The 22,601-nt window shown below is 38.5% G+C and carries 22 protein-coding genes, 1 tRNA gene and 1 rRNA gene; 21 read left to right on the forward strand and 3 right to left on the reverse strand.

Translation table 11 applies throughout. The annotated features are described in order from the left end of the window. Nucleotides 1-52: 52 nt before the first annotated feature. The 15 genes from tnpA (at nucleotide 53) to ABE34_RS07985 (ending at nucleotide 14,299) form a co-directional block, all read left to right on the forward strand. Entirely contained in the window at nucleotides 53-529 is a 477-nt protein-coding gene (gene tnpA, locus ABE34_RS07915) for an IS200/IS605 family transposase (protein WP_197141399.1), read from the forward strand. Nucleotides 530-1,442: 913 nt separating this feature from the next. Beyond that, nucleotides 1,443-2,615 carry an ATP phosphoribosyltransferase regulatory subunit gene (locus ABE34_RS07920; protein WP_197141562.1) on the forward strand — a complete coding sequence of 391 codons (1,173 nt, stop codon included), beginning with the start codon at nucleotides 1,443-1,445 and terminating at the stop codon, nucleotides 2,613-2,615. Next, nucleotides 2,608-3,231 carry an ATP phosphoribosyltransferase gene (gene hisG, locus ABE34_RS07925; RefSeq protein WP_197141564.1) on the forward strand — a complete coding sequence of 208 codons (624 nt, stop codon included), beginning with the start codon at nucleotides 2,608-2,610 and terminating at the stop codon, nucleotides 3,229-3,231. The genes ABE34_RS07920 and hisG overlap by 8 nt, the downstream gene beginning before the upstream one ends. A gap of 54 nt (nucleotides 3,232-3,285) precedes the next feature. After that, on the forward strand, nucleotides 3,286-4,560 hold the full coding sequence (gene hisD, locus ABE34_RS07930; protein ID WP_197141566.1) for a histidinol dehydrogenase: 1,275 nt from the start codon (nucleotides 3,286-3,288) through the stop codon (nucleotides 4,558-4,560). Nucleotides 4,561-4,564: 4 nt separating this feature from the next. Next, nucleotides 4,565-5,164, forward strand: coding sequence for an imidazoleglycerol-phosphate dehydratase HisB (hisB, locus tag ABE34_RS07935; protein ID WP_197141568.1), 600 nt, complete (start codon nucleotides 4,565-4,567; stop codon nucleotides 5,162-5,164). Continuing rightward, nucleotides 5,161-5,793, forward strand: coding sequence for an imidazole glycerol phosphate synthase subunit HisH (gene hisH, locus ABE34_RS07940; RefSeq protein ID WP_197141570.1), 633 nt, complete (start codon nucleotides 5,161-5,163; stop codon nucleotides 5,791-5,793). The genes hisB and hisH overlap by 4 nt, the downstream gene beginning before the upstream one ends. Beyond that, nucleotides 5,787-6,548 carry an imidazole glycerol phosphate synthase subunit HisF gene (gene hisF, locus ABE34_RS07945; protein ID WP_197141572.1) on the forward strand — a complete coding sequence of 254 codons (762 nt, stop codon included), beginning with the start codon at nucleotides 5,787-5,789 and terminating at the stop codon, nucleotides 6,546-6,548. Before hisH ends, hisF begins: the two co-directional genes overlap by 7 nt. Continuing rightward, complete coding sequence (hisIE, locus tag ABE34_RS07950) at nucleotides 6,545-7,162, forward strand: bifunctional phosphoribosyl-AMP cyclohydrolase/phosphoribosyl-ATP diphosphatase HisIE (RefSeq protein WP_197141574.1); 618 nt, start codon at nucleotides 6,545-6,547, stop codon at nucleotides 7,160-7,162. The genes hisF and hisIE overlap by 4 nt, the downstream gene beginning before the upstream one ends. A gap of 90 nt (nucleotides 7,163-7,252) precedes the next feature. Further along, nucleotides 7,253-8,776, forward strand: coding sequence for a tetratricopeptide repeat protein (locus tag ABE34_RS07955; protein ID WP_197141576.1), 1,524 nt, complete (start codon nucleotides 7,253-7,255; stop codon nucleotides 8,774-8,776). 157 nt (nucleotides 8,777-8,933) lie between these two features. Continuing rightward, the gene (gene trxB, locus ABE34_RS07960; RefSeq protein ID WP_197141578.1) at nucleotides 8,934-9,878 is read left to right on the forward strand and encodes a thioredoxin-disulfide reductase; all 945 of its coding nucleotides are present in this window, start codon (nucleotides 8,934-8,936) and stop codon (nucleotides 9,876-9,878) included. A gap of 697 nt (nucleotides 9,879-10,575) precedes the next feature. Continuing rightward, entirely contained in the window at nucleotides 10,576-11,043 is a 468-nt protein-coding gene (locus tag ABE34_RS07965; protein WP_197141580.1) for an 8-oxo-dGTP diphosphatase, read from the forward strand. A 9-nt stretch (nucleotides 11,044-11,052) separates the two neighbouring features. Then, the gene (gene rapZ / locus ABE34_RS07970) at nucleotides 11,053-11,946 is read left to right on the forward strand and encodes an RNase adapter RapZ (RefSeq protein ID WP_197141582.1); all 894 of its coding nucleotides are present in this window, start codon (nucleotides 11,053-11,055) and stop codon (nucleotides 11,944-11,946) included. A 4-nt stretch (nucleotides 11,947-11,950) separates the two neighbouring features. Further along, the gene (locus tag ABE34_RS07975) at nucleotides 11,951-12,925 is read left to right on the forward strand and encodes a gluconeogenesis factor YvcK family protein (protein ID WP_197141584.1); all 975 of its coding nucleotides are present in this window, start codon (nucleotides 11,951-11,953) and stop codon (nucleotides 12,923-12,925) included. Between the two features lie 73 nt (nucleotides 12,926-12,998). Next, the gene (gene whiA, locus ABE34_RS07980; protein ID WP_197141586.1) at nucleotides 12,999-13,946 is read left to right on the forward strand and encodes a DNA-binding protein WhiA; all 948 of its coding nucleotides are present in this window, start codon (nucleotides 12,999-13,001) and stop codon (nucleotides 13,944-13,946) included. A 95-nt stretch (nucleotides 13,947-14,041) separates the two neighbouring features. Next, nucleotides 14,042-14,299, forward strand: a complete 258-nt coding sequence (locus ABE34_RS07985; protein ID WP_053485816.1) for an HPr family phosphocarrier protein — start codon at nucleotides 14,042-14,044, stop codon at nucleotides 14,297-14,299. Between the two features lie 130 nt (nucleotides 14,300-14,429). Here the strand turns inward: ABE34_RS07985 and ABE34_RS07990 are convergent, their stop codons facing one another. Together ABE34_RS07990 and clpP are read right to left on the reverse strand one after the other, a co-directional pair. Then, entirely contained in the window at nucleotides 14,430-15,068 is a 639-nt protein-coding gene (locus ABE34_RS07990) for a hypothetical protein (RefSeq protein ID WP_197141588.1), read from the reverse strand. 33 nt (nucleotides 15,069-15,101) lie between these two features. Continuing rightward, on the reverse strand, nucleotides 15,102-15,692 hold the full coding sequence (clpP, locus tag ABE34_RS07995; RefSeq protein WP_079563765.1) for an ATP-dependent Clp endopeptidase proteolytic subunit ClpP: 591 nt from the start codon (nucleotides 15,690-15,692) through the stop codon (nucleotides 15,102-15,104). A gap of 466 nt (nucleotides 15,693-16,158) precedes the next feature. Between clpP and ABE34_RS08000 the strand changes: the two genes are divergently transcribed. Further along, a tRNA-Arg gene (locus ABE34_RS08000) sits at nucleotides 16,159-16,233 on the forward strand. 427 nt (nucleotides 16,234-16,660) lie between these two features. On the opposite strand, the gene ABE34_RS08005 is transcribed toward ABE34_RS08000, so the two are convergent. Beyond that, entirely contained in the window at nucleotides 16,661-17,275 is a 615-nt protein-coding gene (locus ABE34_RS08005) for a spore coat protein (protein ID WP_197141590.1), read from the reverse strand. Nucleotides 17,276-17,447: 172 nt separating this feature from the next. On the opposite strand from ABE34_RS08005, the gene ABE34_RS08010 reads away from it, so the two are divergent. From ABE34_RS08010 to ABE34_RS08030, 5 genes are all read left to right on the forward strand, one after another. Further along, nucleotides 17,448-18,029, forward strand: a complete 582-nt coding sequence (locus tag ABE34_RS08010) for a LemA family protein (RefSeq protein WP_197141592.1) — start codon at nucleotides 17,448-17,450, stop codon at nucleotides 18,027-18,029. Next, nucleotides 18,029-18,781 (forward strand): TPM domain-containing protein, encoded by a 753-nt coding sequence (locus ABE34_RS08015; RefSeq protein ID WP_197141594.1) that lies wholly within the window; start codon nucleotides 18,029-18,031, stop codon nucleotides 18,779-18,781. The genes ABE34_RS08010 and ABE34_RS08015 overlap by 1 nt, the downstream gene beginning before the upstream one ends. Before the next feature lie 351 nt (nucleotides 18,782-19,132). Next, entirely contained in the window at nucleotides 19,133-21,406 is a 2,274-nt protein-coding gene (locus ABE34_RS08020; RefSeq protein WP_197141596.1) for a S9 family peptidase, read from the forward strand. Nucleotides 21,407-21,548: 142 nt separating this feature from the next. Continuing rightward, nucleotides 21,549-21,785, forward strand: coding sequence for a glutaredoxin family protein (locus ABE34_RS08025; RefSeq protein WP_197141598.1), 237 nt, complete (start codon nucleotides 21,549-21,551; stop codon nucleotides 21,783-21,785). A gap of 628 nt (nucleotides 21,786-22,413) precedes the next feature. Next, nucleotides 22,414-22,601: ribosomal RNA gene (locus ABE34_RS08030) — 16S ribosomal RNA — on the forward strand; the annotation flags it as partial.

The raw sequence follows: 22,601 nt of genomic DNA on the forward strand, positions 1-22,601 counted from the left end.
CGTACAATGAATTCAGGTCTGGTCAACCGACTTCGTACGAAAGGGGATCCAAATGGATAATAAAAGTTTAGCACACACAACATGGAATTGTAAGTATCACATCGTCTTTGCGCCAAAATATAGAAGGCAGATAATTTATGGGCAAATCAAAGTAGATGTAGGTAGAATTCTTCGCCAGTTATGTGAAAGAAAAGGCGTAGAAATTATTGAAGCAACAGCATGTCCTGATCATATTCATATGTTGGTAAGTATTCCACCAAAATTAAGTGTTTCATCGTTTGTGGGTTATTTGAAAGGGAAAAGTAGTTTAATGATATTTGATCGACATGCGAACCTGAAATACAAATATGGAAACAGGAAGTTTTGGTGTCGTGGATATTATGTAGATACAGTAGGAAGAAACAGAAAAATCATTCAGGAATATATAAAAAATCAATTACAAGAGGATATTCTTGAGGATCAAATGACCATGAAAGAATTCATTGATCCATTTACAGGAGAAGAAATAAAAGCAAAAAAGCGAAGATAATAAAACCACTTTAGTGGTAGCGTGAAAACGGAGTGCGGTTGGCGGACCTTTCAGTATGTCTTTAGACGTGGGTCAGTACCCCAGCGTTTCACGCGTAGAGCAAACCACCAGTTAGACTGGTGGTTCTGATTTTGAGAAGCTATTGTGACAATGAAGTTAATGTATCACATATTAAAATAAATTATTGCTCTTCGGCAAAATGAGGGGTTGATTTCCGTTCCTACTGGGCGCTTTCCTGGGGGCGTCCGATGAGCCGCTTCGCTTTGCTGCAGGGTCTCATCTGTAACGCTGATCCCCGAGGAGTCGCCCAGTCTCCACTACAATCAACCTCAGCAACAAGTGTTTTCTGTGCGAAAGCGGAGCGACAGCAACAAGTGTTTTCTGTGCGAAAGCGAAGCGACAGCAACAAGTGTTTAATATATGAAAACATAGTGGCAGTAACAGCAGATGTACAATCAACACTATTCTGTTTGGATTAAGGTGAGTAGTCATAGCGTTCACTTTTGAAATGCATAAAATTAATAAAGGTTCTAAGTTTTCATGATTGGAGTGGAAGGCTACTCGACTCCTGTGGGAAAGCTCGACGCTCGCCCACAGGAAAGCGAGTAGCCTGGAACGGAAATCACTAGCAACAACATTTACAAAGATTTCCTTGACCATTTCTTTTTCAACACTATGCACAATGTTTTTAATTTTAATGTTTTACTGATTTAAGAAGGAAAAAGCTCAATCGGTTGATTAAAGTGTAAATTTTTTTATTTTTAAGTATAATTAACGGAATAATCAGTATTGAAATTATTTGATAATTTAACGGAGTTGCATTGACGGAAAAGAAGAAATAAGTTAGAATTCTTTCATAATCTAATTCTCTAACACTCTAGTGAGTTAAAGTGAATCGTAAGGAAGTGTCAAAATGTCGTCGATTAAAATGTTTGAAAAACCACTTGGAATGCGCGATACATTTCCACAAATATTCGAAAAGGTAGAGACTGTTAGAAATACTGGACGAGACTTTTTATGCCGAAGAGGCTATGAATTTATTAAAACACCTGCAGTAGAGTATTTCGATACAGTCGGTAAAGCATCTGCAATAGCCGATGCGCATTTATTTAAATTAGTAGATAGCCAAGGCAACACGTTAGTATTACGACCTGATATGACAACACCGATTGCACGCGTGGCAACCTCAAAACTATTAAAAGAGATGATTCCAGTACGTCTTGCTTATTTTGCTAGCGTCTTTCGCGCACAGGAAGCGGAAGGTGGGCGTCCAGCAGAATTTGATCAAATGGGGATTGAGTTAATTGGAGACAATTCTGTATTTGCTGATGCTGAAGTTATTGTGACAGCTATGGAGTTATTAAAGCATTTTGGATTAGTGAATTTTAAAATGACGATCGGTCATGCAAGTATATTAAATTGTATTTTACAAGATTATACAGAGAGCGTTGAACAACAAAATATACTGCGGGCAATCCTTGTGCAACGTAATTATGTAGGATTTGAAGAAGCAGTGGAATCATTTGATTTACCTAAAACAAAATCCGATGCATTACTGCAATTTATTGAAGAAGCTATGAATGTTAAAGAAATTCAAGATATTGAAAAATACGTGCGGAAAAATGACGCATTAGAATATATGCAGCAGCTCGCTAAACTACTTGGAATTGCAGACTTAGCGGATTATGTAGCCTTTGATTTTACACTTTCTAGTCATATGAGCTATTACACAGGCATGTTATTTGAAGTATTTGCTACCGGCAGTGGCTTTCCATTAGGCAATGGGGGACGCTATGACGGATTGCTGGAGGTATTTGGCTCAAAAGTAGGCGCTACAGGATTTAGTATTCGCGTTGATCGCTTATTAGAAACATTGGATGGGCAGTCTGTCGAACGACAAGAAGCTACAGTCGTGTTATTTGAGGAAGAACGATTTGAAGAGGCGATTGCAAAGGTAAAAACGCTGCGAGCAACTGGTAAACAGGCAACATTGCAGTTAAGGAGTAGCCTTGTTGAAGAAGAAGCATTTTTAGCACACTTCACAGAAGTAGTGATTGTGGGACAGGAGGACGTTGACGGTGAATGAATTAACGATTGCTATGCCGAAGGGACGCATTTTTGACGAGGCATACGAGATGCTTTTAGAAGCCGGCTTTAATTTACCAGCAGAAGTCGAAATGTCCCGTAAATTAATGCTTGAAATTCCAGAAGAGAAAATTCGTTTCATATTAGCAAAGCCAATGGATGTGCCTGTGTATGTTGAACATGGTGTAGCGGATATTGGTATTGCGGGGAAGGATGTTTTGTTAGAGCAGCAACGCGAAGTGCATGAGTTACTGGATCTGAAAATAAGTACTTGTTATATCGCTTCAGCAGGCTTACCTAATACGATAATGAATGAAATTGCACCAAGAATAGCGACAAAATATCCTAATATTGCAATGAAATATTATAAGGGTATTGGCGAGCAGGTTGAAATTATTGAGCTAAATGGTTCGATTGAATTGGCGCCCATGATTGGCTTAGCAGATCGAATTGTCGATATTGTGTCAACCGGTCGTACGCTGAAAGAAAATGGCTTGGTGGAATATGAATTTATTACAGACGTATCATCACGATTAATTGCCAACCCTGTAAGTTATCGCATGAAGAGTGACCGTATTATTGATCTCGTGAAACGTTTAAAGAAATGTGTTAAATAAAAATGTCTACTGTCTGGAAGAGGCACATTCCTAGATTTAAAGGAGATTAATCCTATGAAAATAACGAAGCTAGAAAAAGGTATTTCTTTAAAGAGACCACTTGAAGGTGGAAATGAAGAACAGTTAAAGGTTGTACGCCAAGTATTGAAAGATGTTCGTGCACAAGGTGACGCAGCCATACGTTTTTATACAGAAAAATGGGATGGCTTTGCCCCTGACTATTTACGCGTAACGAAAGAAGAGTTAGAAGAGGGCGCTAATTCAATTGACCAACAGCTTTATGCAGATTTAACAGAAGCCGCTCAAAATATTCGCCTTTATCACGAGCAGCAAAAGCGTTCAGGTTATCGCATAGAGCTTACAGATGGTTCATGGCTTGGGCAACGAATTACTGCGCTCGATGCAGTTGGTCTTTATGTTCCTGGTGGTACGGCAGCATATCCGTCTTCGGTCTTGATGAACGTGATTCCTGCACAAGTTGCTGGTGTCAAACGCATTGTAATGACATCTCCAGCAGGTCGCGATGGAAAATTACCTCCAGGTGTACTTGCGGCAGCGCATATTTTAGGGATAGAAGAAATATACAAAATCGGTGGTGCTCAGGCGATTGCGGCTCTTGCATATGGTACAGAGACAATTTCTCCCGTTGATAAAATTACAGGCCCAGGAAATATTTTTGTAGCATTAGCAAAACGTGAAGTATTTGGTGAGGTAGCAATTGATATGATTGCAGGCCCAAGTGAAATTGCGGTGCTAGCGGATGACACAGCGTTTGCTGATGAAATCGCGGCCGATCTTTTATCACAGGCGGAGCATGATAAATTGGCTTGTGCCATTTTAGTAACGACTTCTGAGCAATTGGCAAAAAAAGTAGCTTATGAGGTGGAACAGCAATTAACAACTTTACCGCGTGAAGAGGTAGCGCGTGCATCGATAGAAAACTTTGGTGCCATTTATGTGGCTGAAACGATGGCAGATGCCGTCGATGCTATTAATTCGCTAGCACCTGAGCATTTAGAAATAGTTACAAAAAATGCTGAGGCTGTAGCTGAACAAGTACGACATGCAGGTGGTATTTTCATTGGTCGTTATAGCTCAGAACCAGTTGGCGATTACTTTGCAGGGACAAATCATGTTCTACCAACGAATAGTACGGCACGCTTTGCAAGTGGATTAAACGTCGATGATTTTGTGAAAAAATCTAGCATCGTCTTTTATAGTGAAAAAACTTGGGCAGAAAATGCACCGAAAATTGCACGTCTGGCACGTATGGAAGGCTTAGAGGGCCATGCGCGTGCAGTCGAATCGCGAGGATGGGAAAAGGAGTAGTACTATGACTGAAAAGAAACGATATGCAAAAGTTGAACGTACAACCAATGAAACACAAATTTCGGTTGCCATCAATTTAGATGGTGAAGGAAAGGCAGATATAAAAACGGGTGTTGGCTTTATGGATCACATGCTAGACCTCTTTATCAAACATGGGCTTTTTGATGGGACGATACAAGCGAACGGTGATACTTATATAGACGATCATCATACAACAGAAGACCTCGGAATTGTATTAGGCCAAGCTATTCGTGAAGCGCTCGGTGATAAAAAAGGAATAAAGCGTTACGGGACAGCATTTGTACCAATGGATGATGCGCTTGCACAGGTCGTTGTAGATTGTTCGAATCGCCCGCACTTAGAATATCGTGTGCCACCATTGAAGGAAAAGGTCGGTAGTTTTGATACTGAATTAGTACATGAGTTTTTGTGGAAATTTGCACTTGAGGCTCGGATGAATGTTCATGTCATCGTACCTTATGGACATAATACCCATCATATTATCGAAGCTATTTTTAAAGCGTTAGCACGTGCCATTGACGCAGCGGTAGAAATTGATCCACGTGTGAAAGGTGTACCATCGACTAAGGGGCTGTTAACGTGAAAATAGGTGTTATTGATTATGGAATGGGAAATTTATTTAGCGTTGAACAGGCATTAAAACGACTTGGCTGTGAGGTTGTTGTCACGGCTAATGAAAAAGTGCTAGATGCAACAGATGCACTGTTGCTTCCTGGTGTTGGAGCGTTTCCAGATGCTATCAAACGTTTAGCTGAAACGAATTTAGATCGATATTTACAGAAGGTGAAAGCTGAAAATCGCCCACTTCTCGGTATTTGCTTAGGCATGCAATTATTATTTGAACAAAGTGAAGAAGTGTCCCCGACGAAGGGATTGGGCTTTTTTAAAGGAAGCATTAAACGATTTACTGGTGACAACGCTGGGCAGAAATATCGAGTACCACATATGGGATGGAATGAGCTCATAGTGACAGATCGCCCTTCATGGTTAAAGGGTGAAGTAACGGCAAAGCATGTTTATTTTGTGCACTCATTTTATGCAACAGATATCGATGAAACCGAGCTTGTCGCTTATGCGGATTACCATGGTATTAAGGTTCCTGGTATTGTTGCAAATGGCTCTATTACAGGCATGCAGTTCCATCCCGAAAAGTCAAGTGAACTAGGTGTGTATTTATTAAAGCAGTGGTTGGAGGGGGTGGCATCATGTTAACAAAGCGCATTATTCCATGTCTTGATGTGAAAGAGGGACGTGTTGTTAAAGGTGTACAGTTTGTGTCATTACGTGATGCGGGTGACCCAGTAGAGCTTGCTAAGTTTTATGATGAGCAAGGGGCAGATGAACTTGTGTTTCTAGATATCTCGGCATCACATGAAGGCCGTGAAACAATGGTTGATGTCGTCCAGCAAACTGCAGCTACATTAGCCATTCCATTTACAGTAGGTGGTGGAATCCGTACATTAGATGATATGAAACGCATTTTACGTGCAGGTGCTGATAAAGTATCCGTAAATACTTCTGCTTTAGAGCGACCGGAGCTGATTAAAGAAGGTTCTGATTTTTTTGGCGCACAATGTATTGTTGTTGCTATTGATGCTCGCTTTAGTGAGGAAGATGCTACATGGATGGTTTATACGCATGGAGGCCGAAACAAAACTTCATGGCAGGCAACTGAGTGGGCAAAGGAAGCGGTTCGCTTAGGTGCTGGTGAAATTTTATTAACGAGTATGAACCAGGACGGCGAGAAATCAGGTTTTGATTTAGCCTTAACAAAAGCTGTGAGAGAAGCTGTGACAGTTCCTGTTATTGCAAGTGGCGGTGCAGGGAATGCCGACCATTTTTACGAAGTATTAGCTGAAGATGTTGATGCAGATGCAGCACTTGCCGCATCCATCTTCCATTACAAAGAAACGAGCGTAGCACAAGTAAAAGAGTACTTACGTGAAAAAGGAGTGGCAGTAAGATGATGGACAGCATTAAATTTGATGAAAAAGGTCTTGTCACTGCAGTTGTACAAGATGCGAATACAAAAGAAGTACTAACTGTAGCGTATATGAATAAAGAATCGCTAGAAAAAACACTTGAATCAGGAGAGACATGGTTCTACTCACGTTCACGTCAAGAGCTCTGGCACAAAGGTGCAACAAGTGGCCATACACAAAAAGTTGTGTCAATTAAAGCGGACTGTGACGGTGATGCATTAGTCGTGGAAGTAATTCCTGCTGGCCCAGCTTGTCATAATGGAACAACTTCTTGCTTTACAGAAATTATTCAGCAAAATGCCAAGGTCGGATCTGTTGAGATTATTTCTAAACTTGCCAATGTCATTGCAAAGCGTGAGCAAGAAATGCCAGAAGGGGCGTATACTACATATTTATTCGATAAAGGAATCGATAAAATCTGTAAAAAAGTTGGTGAAGAAGCAACTGAGGTTGTTATAGGTGCTAAAAATCGCGATACAGAAGAAGTAAAATGGGAAGCAGCAGATTTAATGTATCATCTACTCGTGTTACTACAAGAGCAAAAAGTAAGTGTTTATGACGTGTTACATGTGTTAGAAAAACGTCATGAGGAGAAATAACGGCATATTGCTTATTGTATGTTATAATAGAAGTTACTGTGTAAAGGAACGTATCATACGTTCCTTATTTCTTGTTTCGGAGGAAATGTATTGGAAAAGAAACGTCAAAAAGAGAATCAAACGAATATAGTGTCGTTCATTCCAACAGGCGACTATTATTATAAAAAATCAATTCAAGCAATGAATAGCGGACAAATGAATAAAGCCTATAAATATTTACAGCGAGCAGTTGATTTAAGTCCTGATGATCCAATGATTTTATTGCAATTAGCGATAGTAGAGTTAGAAGGTCAACGTTTCGAGGAAGCGTATGATCTTCTTCATCGTGCCTATCAGATAGATAAAGAAAATCCAGAAATTATTTTTTACATGGCAGAGGTTTCAGGATGCATCGGTATTATACATGATGCTAAACGCTTTGCAGAGCAATATTTAGAAATCGAGCCAGAGGGTGCTTATGCTGATGAAGCTGCTGAAATATTAGACTTTGTAGGTTTTGAGCAGGATGACTTTGAAGAGCTTGAAGGTTCTGCTGAAGATTTATATCGGCAGGAGCAAGCAAGACGTTGTATGGAAAAGGGAGATTTCCCTGAAGCTATTAATATGCTAGAAGAGTTAATTGAAGATAGACCGGATTTTTGGTCAGCTTATAACAACTTAGCCCTTGCCTATTTTTATGTTGGTGAAGCAGAACAGGCGAAGGCGCTTCTAAATACTGTATTACGTGAAAATAAAGGGAATTTACATGCACTATGTAATTTAACGGTGATCGCGTACTATGAAAAAAATGAAGAAGATTTAAAAGACCTTTTAGAAGTACTTGTGAAAATTCAGCCATACTTATGGGAACATCGCTATAAGTTGGGTGCAACATTAGCGCTCGTTGGACAATATGAATTAGCATTTAAATGGTTGCGTAGCATGCAAAAAAGAGGCTATGTAGGCGATGCTGGCTTTTACTTTTGGTTATCTCATGCAGCTTATTTCTCAGGACATGAAGAAATATCAAAGAGTGCTTGGGAGCAGCTACTTGAGCAAGATCCTGAAAAAGAAGGCTTTGAACCTTGGCGTCAAGAAGAAAATACGTATTCATTGGATGCATTAGAACATGACCGTGATTATATTGTGGAGAAGCTGGAGAGCGATTATACAAGTGAACGCATATTTGGTTTATTTTTATTAAGTTGTACTTCACATAAACAGGAAATTATCGCACATCCCAAATGGATAGATGTTGACCAATGTAATGCGTATGAAAAGCTGTTCTTAGCCTATGCACTAGGACATCAATTTGATATGAAAAACAAAGTAGAGGCTAGCTTTAAACGAGCAGTAAGTGTGTCAGAAATTTTACTTGAACAGTATGGTAAGTTGACGACATTAATTGCACCAATGTTCCAAATGTGGTTTGTGCTTTGTGAGCAAGCATTGATAAACAATTATCGTTTCACAAATCCGGCGGCTATTGCAGGAGCAAATGACTATTTATTCCGCTCTTCTCGTAATCTCAAGGTGACAAAAAAAGAGATAGCTCAACAATACGGAGTATCCGTGTCGACTTTATCGAAGTATATTGATGAAATTTTAATGTTTTTACCAAGTACGAATAATTAGACTGTGAGCAACATAGTTGAATAACTTTTTACTTTCACATACGATGAACATACTAAAGTTATTACTTGGTTAAGTCCGAGGCATTATCTTCATTTAGTAGGTGTTTGCGCACCTACTGAATGAAGATAAAAAAGTATTTGTTTAGGGGGAAGTATTTATGTCAGAAGAAAAAATTTATGATGTTGTAATAATTGGTGCAGGTCCGGCTGGTATGACTGCGGCTGTTTATACATCACGTGCCAACCTTTCAACTTTAATGATTGAACGTGGGATCCCTGGCGGACAAATGGCAAATACAGAAGAAGTAGAAAACTATCCTGGATTTGATACAATTTTAGGGCCTGAGCTTTCGACAAAAATGTTCGACCATGCTAAGAAATTTGGTGCAGAATATGCGTATGGCGATGTAAGTGAAATTATTGATGGTGAAGAATATAAAACAATAAAATCAGGTGCTAAAGAATATAAAACACGAGCAATTATTATTTCTACAGGTGCGGAGTATAAAAAAATGGGTGTGCCTGGCGAAAAAGAACTTGGAGGCCGTGGTGTCAGCTATTGTGCAGTATGTGATGGTGCATTCTTCAAGCAAAAAAATCTTGTTGTCGTAGGTGGCGGAGATTCTGCTGTTGAAGAAGGCGTTTATTTAACTCGCTTTGCTGATAAAGTAACAATTGTGCACCGTCGTGATAAATTACGCGCACAAAAAATTCTCCAAGATCGTGCCTTTGCTAACGAAAAAATTGATTTCATTTGGAATGCAACAGTTAAAGAAATTAATGAAGCTGATGGTAAAGTTGGAAGTGTAACATTACAATCAACTGTAGATGGTACAGAATCAGACTTTGCTACTAATGGCGTATTTATTTACATTGGAATGCTACCATTAACAAAACCATTTGAGTCACTAGGTATTTTAAATGATGCTGGTTATATTTTGACAAATGACAATATGGAAACAACAGTACCAGGCATCTTTGCAGCTGGTGATGTACGCGAAAAATCACTTCGTCAAATCGTTACAGCAACAGGTGACGGAAGTATTGCAGCACAAGCGGTACAGCATTATGTGGAAGAATTATTAGAAAAAATTAATGCTTAAAATGGATTAAGATTAAAATTTGTTTTTGATTGGCTCATCACCAAAAGTGGATGGCATTTGTTAAAACGTATACTATGTAAATTAGTTGATCTTCGTTACGGCTGGGCGACTCCTTGGGGATCAGCAATAGAGGAGCGAATGCTAAAACCATCACGTCCTATGTTGGCCCGAGACCCTGCAGCGAAGCGAATGTTTTCTGCGCGAAAGCGTAGCGACAGCAAATGTTTTATCTGTGCGAAAGCAAAGCGACAGCAACAACAACAACAAAGCGGCTCATCGGACGCCCCCATGAAAGCGCCCAGTCGGAACGGAAATCAACCCCTCGCTATGGTGATGATCCTCTTGAGTGGATTTTAAGGAAAAAAATACAATTTTAATACGGTCTTAATATAGTTGTAACTTGAATGACATATAAAAGGTGTAAGATAAAAAGTGTAATTAGCAATCCCCCTTTTATTTTGTTGAGTAGGTTGTTTCCGCCAAATAAGGTGGAGCAGCCTATTTTTGTTGTAAGCGGAAATTTTGAATTTTTTTGTGGCGGAGTTTCATATGCTTGAATAGAGGTTAAAAATAGGTTTTCACACATGTATCGGTGAAGTTAAAATTGCAATGCGCCTAAAGTTTAGAATTGAGGACAAACCTTGTTTAGTCTTGCTATAATAAAAGGAAGAACGTAAAAGTGATTAGAGGTGTGCCTATGCAAAGAATTGCAAATTTAATAGCCATAAAAGACGATCAAGTATTATTACTTCAGAAGCCGAGACGTGGCTGGTACGTAGCTCCTGGCGGTAAAATGGAGAGCGGTGAGTCGATTTATGAGGCTGCTGTACGTGAATTTAAAGAAGAAACAAATGTCACACCTATAAATGCTCATTTAAAGGGTGTTTATACGATGATTATTAAAGAAAACAATGAGGTAGTGGACGAATGGATGCTTTATACGTTTGTTGCAAAGGATATAGAAGGCATACCGTTTAAAGAAACTAGAGAAGGCAAACTCGCATGGCACCCGGTAGAGGACTTGAAACATTTGCCAATGGCTGAAGGTGATCGAACAAACTTACAATTTGCTATCTCACAATCAGGCACTCAGTACGGTACATTTGAATATACGACTGATTTTGAATTACTTCATGAGAAAATACAAATATCAATAGAACAATAAAGGAGCTGCATGACAGTGGTGGTTGAAGGCCTAAAAGGTAAACATGAATTAGTTATTATTACAGGAATGTCTGGAGCTGGGAAAACAGTAGCTATTCAAAGCTTTGAAGATTTAGGGTATTACTGTATTGATAATTTACCACCAGCGTTACTTACAACATTTTTAACCCTACTAAGGGATTCGGGTAAAAATATTACACGTATAGCAGCTGTCATGGATATGCGTGGCGGCGACTTTTTTGATTCTCTTATTGGCGCCCTCGACCATATGCTTAAAGAAGGCGATATAGTTGCACGAATTTTATTTTTAGATGCAGATGATGCAGCGTTAGTTAGACGTTATAAGGAAACAAGACGTGCACATCCATTGGCTGCAAATGGGTTGCTATTAAATGGCATTAAACGAGAACGTAATCTTTTATCGGAAGTAAAGGGTCGCGCTAAATTTGTTTATAATACATCTAATATGAAGCCAAAAGAACTACGTGAAAAAATCGCAAAAGAATTTGCAAATGATGCCAATAATATATTCTCAGTAAATATTATGTCTTTTGGATTTAAACATGGTATGCCGATCGATGCCGACTTAGTGTTTGATGTCCGTTTTTTAAAAAATCCATATTATGTAGAGGAGTTACGTCATAAAACAGGATTACAAACCGAGGTATCTTCTTATGTGCTAGCACTTGAGGATACGCAAACACTCATTCAAAAACTGACGGATTTGTTTGAATTTATGATTCCACTTTATAAACAAGAGGGCAAATCACAACTTGTCATTGCTTTTGGATGTACTGGAGGACAGCATCGCTCAGTAACATTAGCGGAATATTTCGGGGCATATTTAGCTGGGAAGGAAAATACTGTTATTGCGCATCGTGACATCAATCGTAGAAAGGATTGAGTGAATGGGAAAGAAGCGAACAAAGCTTGTTGTAATAGGTGGTGGCACAGGGCTTTCTACCCTGCTACGAGGCCTCAAGCACCACCCATTTGATATTACTGCAATTGTTACAGTAGCAGATGATGGTGGTTCTTCAGGACGCTTACGAGATGACTATGATATTCCACCACCCGGTGATGTCCGTAATGTTATCGCAGCGTTATCGGATGTTGAGCCGCTTGTAGAGCAAATGTTTCAATATCGATTTTTAGCATCGGAAGATTTACGTGGTCATTCATTAGGTAATTTAATGCTGACGGCTTTAACAGATATTACTGGTGACTTTAACCATGCTATTAGTGAGATGGGAAAGGTTTTAAAGGTGCATGGCCGCGTCATACCAGCAGCTAATAAAAAGATAAATTTACATGCCGAACTTGAGGACGGTTCTATCGTTGAAGGTGAATCTAAAATTCCCTTGGCTAAAAAACGAATTAGTCGAGTTTTTTTAGTGCCTGAAAACGTGCAACCGCTACCAGAGGCTATTCGAGCAATCAATCGTGCTGACTATATTTTAATTGGTCCGGGAAGTTTATATACGAGTATAATTCCAAACCTTCTTGTAAAAGAAATAGGAGAAGCTGTTGTAAAGGCAAAAGGAAGAAAAATTTACGTTTGTAATTTAATGACTCAAAAAGGTGAAACCATTTCCTATACAGCAGGTGATCATGTGAAAGCTTTATATGACCATGTTGGAGACGCCTTCATTGATTCTATTTTAGTAAATGATGTAAAGCTTCCTCATCCTGTAAAAGAGCTTTATAAGGAAGAGTGTGCTGAGCCAGTAACGTTCGACGTTGCCAAGCTTGAAAGTATGCGATTAGAGGTTATTCAACGAGATATTGCCACGATTCGTCCAGATGGAACGGTTCGTCATAATGCGGCAAACGTTGCGGAATGGCTTGTAGATTACGCAAAAATCTATGAGGCAAAAAGTTAGGAATTATAAAGCGCTTATTGTATATGATAAGATGGCATATACATAGAACAAAAGGTTGAAAGGAGGGCGTGATATGTCTTTTGCTTCTGAAACGAAAAAAGAGTTGACTCAAATAGAAGCGGACAATCATTGTATGAAAGCAGAAGTATCTGCCCTAATTCGTATGAATGGTTCATTATCTTTCGCTAATAAGCAGTTAAGCTTAGACGTACAAACTGAAAACGCTGCAATCGCAAGAAGACTTTATACGATTATGAAAAAGCTGTATCCATATAATGTAGAGTTACTTGTTAGAAAAAAAATGCGTTTGAAAAAAAATAACGTATACATTTGCCGTGTTAGAGAAGGTGCGCGTGAGCTACTAATTGATTTAGAAATCATCTCAGACGACTTTCAATTTAATCATACTATTTCTCGGGAGCTCATTAAAAAGGGTGGCCAAAAAAGAGCATATTTACGAGGAGCATTTTTAGCTGGAGGCTCTGTCAACAATCCAGAAACATCAGCCTACCATTTAGAAATTTATTCATTATATAAAGAACATGGCGAGGCTTTAATGGATTTGATGAATGAATTTGAGCTAAATGCAAAAACAATTGAACGAAAAAAAGGCTTTGTAACTTATTTAAAAGAAGCTGAAAAAATTTCCGATTTCCTTAATATTGCTGGAGCCCATCAAGCAATGATGAAGTTCGAAGACGTCCGCATATTACGAGATATGAGAAATAGTGTTAATCGCATTGTTAACTGTGAAACAGCGAACTTAAATAAAACAATAGGTGCCGCATTACGTCAAGTAGAGAATATCCGATTTATTGAAAATTCAATAGGTCTCGATCAATTACCGGAAAAACTTCGTGAAATAGCGCGATTACGAGTAGAATATCAAGATGTAACACTGAAAGAACTTGGTGAAATGGTATCAAGTGGCACGGTTAGTAAATCAGGTGTTAATCATCGATTACGTAAAATTGATGAGATTGCCGATGCATTAAGAAGTGGCGAAAAAATTGGTGGCTAAATTTTCATACTTTTCAGGTACGTGTTGTTCTTTTGCTAGTAAGTAAGGTAAGATAAAAATAATAAGATGAACGGTAGTAAAGGGGAGTTTTAAGAATGACCGAGAGAAGAGTCCATGTAAAATTAAAATTAGGACTACAAGCTAGACAAGCAGCGCTATTTGTACAAGAAGCAAATCGCTTTAGCGCAGATATCTTTCTTGAGAAAGACGAGAAAAAAGTAAATGCTAAATCCATTATGGGTGTTATGAGCTTAGCCATTGCAAAAGGAACAGAAGTTGTCCTTAGCGGTGATGGTAACGATGCTGAGCAAGCGGTTACAGCATTAGCAGCCCTAATCGAAAAAGAAGATTAATAAAACACATAATGCAGAAACTGTCCAAGAGGTAACACTTACATATTGGGCAGTTTTTTTGTCCTTTCACATTGAAAAAGCAGGTCCTATTTTTGTTGGATATTTGTACAACTTAAAATGAAGGCCAATGTTATCCTGTACCGATCGTCGAAGGGAGGGATAGGAGGTTTGAGGTGATAGGGAGTAGAGTTGGAGCGATGGGAGAAAGGGTGAAGTGGCGGAAAGAAAAGTTAAGGCGACGGATGGAAAAGCCGAGGTGACGGAAAGAAAGGGTAGAGTGACGGAAAGAAAGGGTAGAGTGACGGAAAGAAAGGGCAGCGTGACGGAAAGAAAGGGTAGAGTGACGGGAAGAAAAGGCAGCGACGGATGGAAATGCCGAGGTGACGGAAAGAAAGGGCAAAGCGACGGAAAGAAAGGGCAGAGTGACGGGAAGAAAAGGCAGCGACGGATGGAAATGCCGAAGCGACGGAAAGAAGAGGCAATGCAACGGAAGGAAGAGCCAAAGTGACGGAAAGAAAGGGCAGCGACGGATGGAAATGCCGAAGCGACGGAAAGAAGAGCCAATGCGACGGAAGGAAGAGCCAAAGTGACGGAAAGAAAGGGCAGCGACGGATGGAAATGCCGAAGCGACGGAAAGAAGAGGCAATGCGACGGAAAGAAATGCCGAAGCGACGGAAAGAAAGGGTAAAGTGACGGAAAGAAGAGTCAAAGCGACGGATAGAAGAACCGAATCAAGGCTAGGCACATCAAAATAAACAAAAAAAGACATCTCAGGAATAAACCTGAGATGCCTTTCGTTTTTTTATTTACGGTCGTTGCGATCCATAATTTGGTCGATTAAGCCGTACTCTTTTGCGCGCTCAGCAGTCATGAAGTTATCGCGGTCTGTATCTCTTGCAATGACTTCAAGTGGTTGACCTGTGCGTTCTGATAAAATACCGTTTAATTTTTCACGTAAGAATAAAATACGTTTTGCAGCGATTTCGATTTCAGTTGCCTGACCTTGTGCACCGCCAAGTGGTTGGTGAATCATTACTTCAGCATTCGGTAATGCGAAGCGTTTACCTGGTTCACCAGCTGCAAGTAGGAAAGCACCCATAGATGCTGCCATACCAATACAAATTGTTTGTACTTGTGGCTTGATAATTTGCATTGTGTCATAAATTGCCATGCCGGCAGTGATTGATCCACCAGGTGAGTTAATATAAAGAAAGATATCTTTATCTGGATCTTCTGCTTGTAGGAATAGAAGTTGAGCAACAATTGAGTTTGCAACGTTGTCGTCAATTGCACTTCCTAATAGGATAATACGGTCTTTTAGTAGTCGTGAATAGATGTCGTACGCACGTTCACCACGACTTGTTTGTTCAATAACTGTAGGAATTAAATTCATGTTAAATCCTCCTTAAAAAACTAAATTCGAATACTTTTGCTGAAAACTTCCATCGTATTCAGCTGTAACCTTATCATACACATTATAGTCAGGGAAGGTCAAATATTAACCCTGTTAAAGTGAAATAAATTAAAATAATTTTGCCTTGCTGTAATTGTAGCTAACTCTTCGCTTTTACGTAGATAAACAATGCGCCTGAAGCCCGTACATTAAATTCCTTTCTAATGCGTGATATACACTGTAGCTGCATTTTATTTACTAGTTTTTTTGACACTTACTGGATGAGGATAAAAAAAGTTTAAATGTTTTACATTCTATAGTTGAATTATGAGCAATACGTTTGTATAATGAATAAGGTCATAAGTTAAAGTACAGTACACTATTTTGTCAGGTATGCTTCAAATGAGGATTATCTACATCATGCTTTTCGTAAAGCCTAGTGGGTACTTTTTTTTTGTGCTCAATTGCCCTCGTGGTGTAATGGATAACACGTAAGATTCCGGTTCTTGCACTGGGGGTTCGATTCCCTCCGAGGGCGCCATTTTACTGATTATTTGATATATTTTTTATAACTCGAATTCTCCTAATAAGTAGTTTAGCAGCCTGCTTAGTGGAGAAAGAGAGGGAAATTAATGGGAATATTACCTAGTAGGCATTATTCCCGTATCTGTTCCTTTCAAACCTTCAAAAAAGCAACAACTCCAAATTATTTTTTAGTGAACATACTGTACGTGAAGGCTAGTTATACTAGTCGAAAAAAAGAATCCTATCTGAGGGGATTCTTTTTTTTTTGCAAAAAAATTAACATATGCAATGGGTTTAGACTGTGGAGTTAGTTGGCTATATGGTCGAAGAGAGAAGCTTTTTGTAATTCACAAAACGATCGAGGAAAATTTTATAGTTCATTAAATAAGAGCAGCCCCTTGTGATGATGCATCACATATGGGACTGCTCTTATTTTTTTATTATTAATGAAGGGGATTAGTTGTAGTGTCGAACGAATTAAGCATCGTGTGCATATCTTGTTGAGAATATTGTGGTACTTGATAGTATCCATGCATATTTTGGTAAATAGATAATTCGTATGCCATTTCAATGCAGTTGGGAATACTATCAGCAACAACGCGTCGAACTACAGGGTTTGTAGTTTCGGTTGCGGCAGCAGTCATACATTTTGCTGCTCCTTTTTGAGCACCTAATAGGAAGCCAGAAATTGCTTCGTCGTTGAGCTCGCTTGCATTTTGCATAGGCTTTTTAGGTTGGCCAGGATTTAATCCATATTTAAAATTATTTCCTGTCTCCATTTGATAGCGTCCTGTAGGTACAGAAGGATCATGCCCTGTTTTAAATGATTCCACAATTGTATTATACATACCTAATGTGAAATTATATTGGCGATCCAAAATGCTAAGTAACTCCGGATCCTTAACATGTTGACGTAAAAAGATGGATTGATTCATTCCAGCAATGATTTCGCCAATTGTTTCATGCATGTCCATTACCTCATGCCCACCATGATTTAGGCTTTGTTGCTGGTTGAATGATGTTTGGTTTGATGATTCATTTTGAAACGATTGTGTCAAAAAAAGCGCCTCCTATATATCATAGTTTTGTTACATATTAAGTATGGCACGTTAGACAAATTTCATACGGTATTGATGCGTTTACATATATGTAGAATAGAGATGTTTTTTTGTTGCACATTAGTGGTAATGAAAAGAATGGCCCATCATCAAAGCGAAGGTGGTTTTAAAGTTGAAAAAAATATTTGGACCTATCGGAATTATCGTTATTATTTTAGTTGTATTATCCTTACTATTTATACCGAAATATAATAGCCTTGTAACGGCTGAGGAAGGCGTTGATTCGAAATGGGCTCAAGTTGAAAATCAGTTACAACGTCGCTTTGATTTGATTCCAAACTTAGTAGAATCTGTAAAGGGATACGCAAAACATGAAAAAGAAGTTATCGCTAGCATTACAGACGCACGTGCACAAATGGGAAGTGCTCAAAGTCCAAAGGAGCAAGCGGTTGCCAATGATGCATTGAATGGAGCACTTAATCGATTGCTAGTAGTTGTAGAAAATTATCCGAATTTAAAGGCAGATGCGAACTTCCGTCAATTAATGGATGAATTAGCGGGGACAGAAAACCGTTTAGCTGTTGCCCGAGAAGACTATAACAATGAAGTGCAGGTTTTTAATAAAACAGTCAAACGTTTCCCAGGCAATTTAATTGCGGGGATGTTTGGTTTTGAACAGAAGGAATACTTTAAAGCTGCTGCCGGTGCTGAAAAGGCACCATCTATAGATTTTAGCGGTTCAGGTAAACAATAATGAAACGGTTGATGACCCAACTTGCTATTGTTGGCTTCATATTTATTTTATCTATTAGAACGGCAGATGCCGCAATGCCAACACCAATGAAAAATACGTATATTCATGATTTTGCTAATGTTTTATCTGCCTCTATGGAGGAAGAACTAAATCGTTACTCAGAGCAGCTAGATAAAGGTACAGGTGCTGAAATTATGGTCGTAACAGTAGATAATATTAATGGCCAAGAACCAAAAATGTATGCTACAAAAATGATTCGCTCTTGGGGCATTGGTGATGCCAAAAAAAATAATGGTGTGTTAATTTTAGCAACGTTTGGGCAGGGGAAAGGCAATAATGATGTTGTTATTGCTGTAGGCCAAGGCCTTGAAGGGGCATTACCTGATGGCAAGCTGGGGCGTATTTTAGATACTGCGTTTTATCCAAATGCAGGTGCTGAAAATATGGATAAGGCATTTAAAGCAACGTACGCGGAAGTATTTCAAAATGTCGCGCAAGAGTACGATTGGGATCGAGAGGTGCCTGAAAATACAGCTGACAGTAAAGGAATGCCAACGTGGATGATTATTTTAATCGTTATCATAGTACTTGTTGTATCAAGTGGTAGAGGGGGAGGACCTCGTTCAGGTCGACGTGGCGGTTATCCAGGTGGTTTTGGTGGCGGCTTTGGCAGTGGCCGCTCTGGAGGCAGTGGCTTTGGCGGATTCGGAGGAGGCTCATCTGCTGGTGGTGGAGCAAGTCGGAAATTTTAACTTCTTTCCGGATCTAGCCGAATTATGCTGAGGCGATTGATTATTATATTCAAAAAGTGAACTCATTTGTAGTTCACTTTTTTACTGGTTTAAAAGTGCTAACAATATAACTGTCTTAAACACTAAGGCAGGGAGTATGTTGACCATTGTTTGCTCTACACAATCAAGAGGATATGATAACTGTTTTACAAAAAGTAAAGGGAAATTCGTTGAGTATCAGTTTTTTGCACCATGATGATGAATACCAACAAATCGTTGAACCAGAAAATTGACAAACATACATAACTTGGTATAATTTCATTGTATTGACAAAAAATGTATAACGCGAACTGATTATAGGAGGGAATCATTTTGAAAAAAAGATTTTTATCAGCATCATTAGCGGTTATTTTAACGACATCTGCTGTCATTCCTGTATCTATGCAGGAAGTGCGCGCGGCCAATGAAACTAGCAGTCAAGTAGAAGTAAGAGAGGAACGTCTATCAGCTAAGGAGTTTTTAGATTTAACGGTAACAGCCCTTACGTTCCAGCATGGATCTGAGACAATGCGTCAGCAAATCATTGATACTTGGGTAAAAGGCGCAGAATTAAAAGATTTAAGTGTCAATATTAAACGTGATGAAGCGGCACGTATTTTAGTAAGAGCTTTAAATAAAGAAGAAAAAGAAGCAACACTTGCTGAGTATCAAGAAAAAGCAAATAAGCTTGGTTTATTTAACGGTCTTTCGAATAGTGAAACGATTACTAAACAAGATGCGGTCAAAATTTTAAACAATGCTAAAAATGTGAAAAACGCTGTCGGTAATAAAGGCGTGAAAGAAATTTCTGTAGAAGATTTCATGAAAAACCCTGGAAGCGTCGGCTATCAACTTTCACCAGACGGAAATTACATTACTTATAACTCTGCGTGGAAAAATCGTTCAAATGTGTACGTAAAGAAAATGAATGATAATAGTGAGCCAGTACGTGTATCTAGCTCAAAGGACCGTGATATTGCCGGGTCATTCTGGAAAGATAATAATTTACTATATATAAAGGATAAAGGTGGCGATGAAAATTTCCACATTTATTCAACAAAATTTAATGGTAATAAGGAAAAAGATTTAACTCCTTATCCAAATGTAACAGTTAGGTTCTTAAGTGATTTACAGGGCGTTAAAGACGAAATTCTTATTACGATGAATAAAGAAGATGCAAAGGTCTTTGATGTATACAAGCTTAACGTGAAGACTGGAAAAACTACACAAGTTGCTAAAAACCCAGGTAATATTTCGAGTTGGTTAGCAGATAATGATGGAAAAGTACGTATGGCAGTTACCTCAGATGGTGTAGAAGGAACTATCCTTTACCGTGACTCAGAGAAAGACGAATTCAAGCCATTTATTGAAATGAAAGCAGGAGATGAAGTAATGCCACTTGCTTTCTCTAAAGACAATAAACATATTTTTGCAACTTCTAATAAAGGAAGAGATAAAGTAGAAGTGATTAAATATGATTTAAAAGGTAATGAAGAAGTAATTATGTCCAACTCAGAAGTGGATGTAATAGGTGTATTATATAGTCCTGAGAAAGATAAATTATTATACGGTGGATATATAACAGATAAAGTACACTATCAATTCTTTGACAAGGACTTTGAAAAACTATTCCGTAAAATTCAAAACAAATTAGGAGTTCATGAAAGTGAATTAAGCATTAATGATTACAATAAAGAAATGACAAAATTTATTGTTAGTGTTTCGAGTGACACTGTTTACGGAAAATATTATTATTACGATTCAAAAACAGATAAAATGACAGAAATGGCAACATTAAGCCCTTGGTTAAAACCAGAAGAGCTTGCAGAAATGCATCCAATTTCATATAAAAGTCGAGACGGTCTAACAATTAACGGTTATTTAACTTTACCAAAAAATAAAGAGGCTAAAAATCTGCCACTTATCGTCAATCCACATGGTGGGCCATGGGGCCGTGATACTTGGGGCTTTAATCCTGAGGTGCAACTACTAGCAAACCGTGGTTATGCGGTACTACAAATGAATTTCCGTTCTTCGACTGGATACGGTAAAAAGTTCCTTGAGGCTGGTAATAAGCAGTGGGGTCTCAAAATTCAAGATGATATTACGGATGGTGTACAATGGGCAATCGACCAAGGTATTGCAGATTCAAAACGAATTGGAATTTACGGTGCATCCTTTGGGGGGTATGCAACTTTAGCAGGTATCACTTTCACACCAGATCTATATGCAGCGGCAGTTGATTATGTGGGTGTATCGAATATCTTTACACTATTAAATACAATTCCTCCATACTGGGAAACAATGCGTGAAATGTTATATGACCGAGTTGGCCATCCAGAGAAGGATAAAGAACTATTAACAGCAGTTTCACCTGTCTTCCACGTGGATAAAATTAAAACACCATTATTAGTTGCTCAAGGTGCAAATGATCCACGTGTAAACAAAGCTGAATCTGATCAAATTGTTGATGCGTTACGTGCGAGAGGCGTCGATGTAGAATACATGGTGAAGGATAATGAAGGCCATGGTTTCCATAATGAAGAAAACAAAATCGAATTCTACAATGCAATGCTGAAATTCTTAGATAGCCATCTGAAAAAATAATATGAAAGAAGACTGTGCAGGAAGTATGACCTTGCACAGTCTTTTATAGTTAGATCCGTTTTTATAATTGGCGCTATTTCACGATAAATTGTTTATAGATGGCTGTTTCGTTTTATAATAGATCATAAGGGAGGTGCTGTAATTGAACGTGAAATATTTTAGTCGAGCTAATTGCGGGCTATGTGTCGAGGGACTGCATACATTAAAGCTTGTACAAGAAGATATAGATTTTGATATAGAAATTATTGATATTGAAGAAGATGAGAGCATACATGAAAAGTATATGCTCATGATTCCAGTAGTAGAAAAGGATGGGCAAGTAATACAATACGGCAATTTGGATTACGCAACACTTATGGAGCATTTATGTAGCGAATAACAAAGGGAGATAATATACATATCAGTAGCTTTTAAAATGAAGGATAAAAAACCTTTCCTAAAAAATTCGCATTTCTCCTTCTATGTTTGTAGTAGAATCCAAACGAGGAACTTTGTATAAATCAACATACACAGAGCGTGGAAACGAATATGCTTAAAAAAGTTCGTTTCCTCTAAGAGGCTAATTATTTATATAATATGTTCCTTTATTGAGAGGGTTGATTCTATTTGATAGTATGATTTAGCTGTCGTTAAATATACTATATTGAAAAATTGTTTAAACGTGTTGACAAGTGAAAAGCAATCGTGATATATTGTTATTCCTGTCACTTCGACAGTAAAAAACATTTCAAAATTGGTTTGACAAACATATTGATATTTTGATAGAATAAAGTCCTGTCACATTGACAGTGAAAAAACATTTCAAAATAGTTGTTGACAAACACATTGGTATTTTGATATAATAAAGTCCTGTCGCTGGTTGACAGCGAAAACATGAACCTTGAAAACTGAACAAGCAAAACGTAATCAATAAAGTTTTTAGTAGCTAACCTTGAGTTAGTGAACGAAACAAAATTTTGGACATCAAACATGATGCCAGCAAAACAATTTGAGCTAATCAAATTTCTTTTATGGAGAGTTTGATCCTGGCTCAGGACGAACGCTGGCGGCGTGCCTAATACATGCAAGTCGAGCGAACAGATAAGGAGCTTGCTCCTTTGACGTTAGCGGCGGACGGGTGAGTAACACGTGGGCAACCTACCTTATAGTTTGGGATAACTCCGGGAAACCGGGGCTAATACCGAATAATCTATTT

The organism is Lysinibacillus sphaericus (genome assembly GCF_015844675.1).
In the GTDB taxonomy this organism is placed as follows: Bacteria; Bacillota; Bacilli; order Bacillales_A; family Planococcaceae; genus Lysinibacillus; species Lysinibacillus sphaericus_E.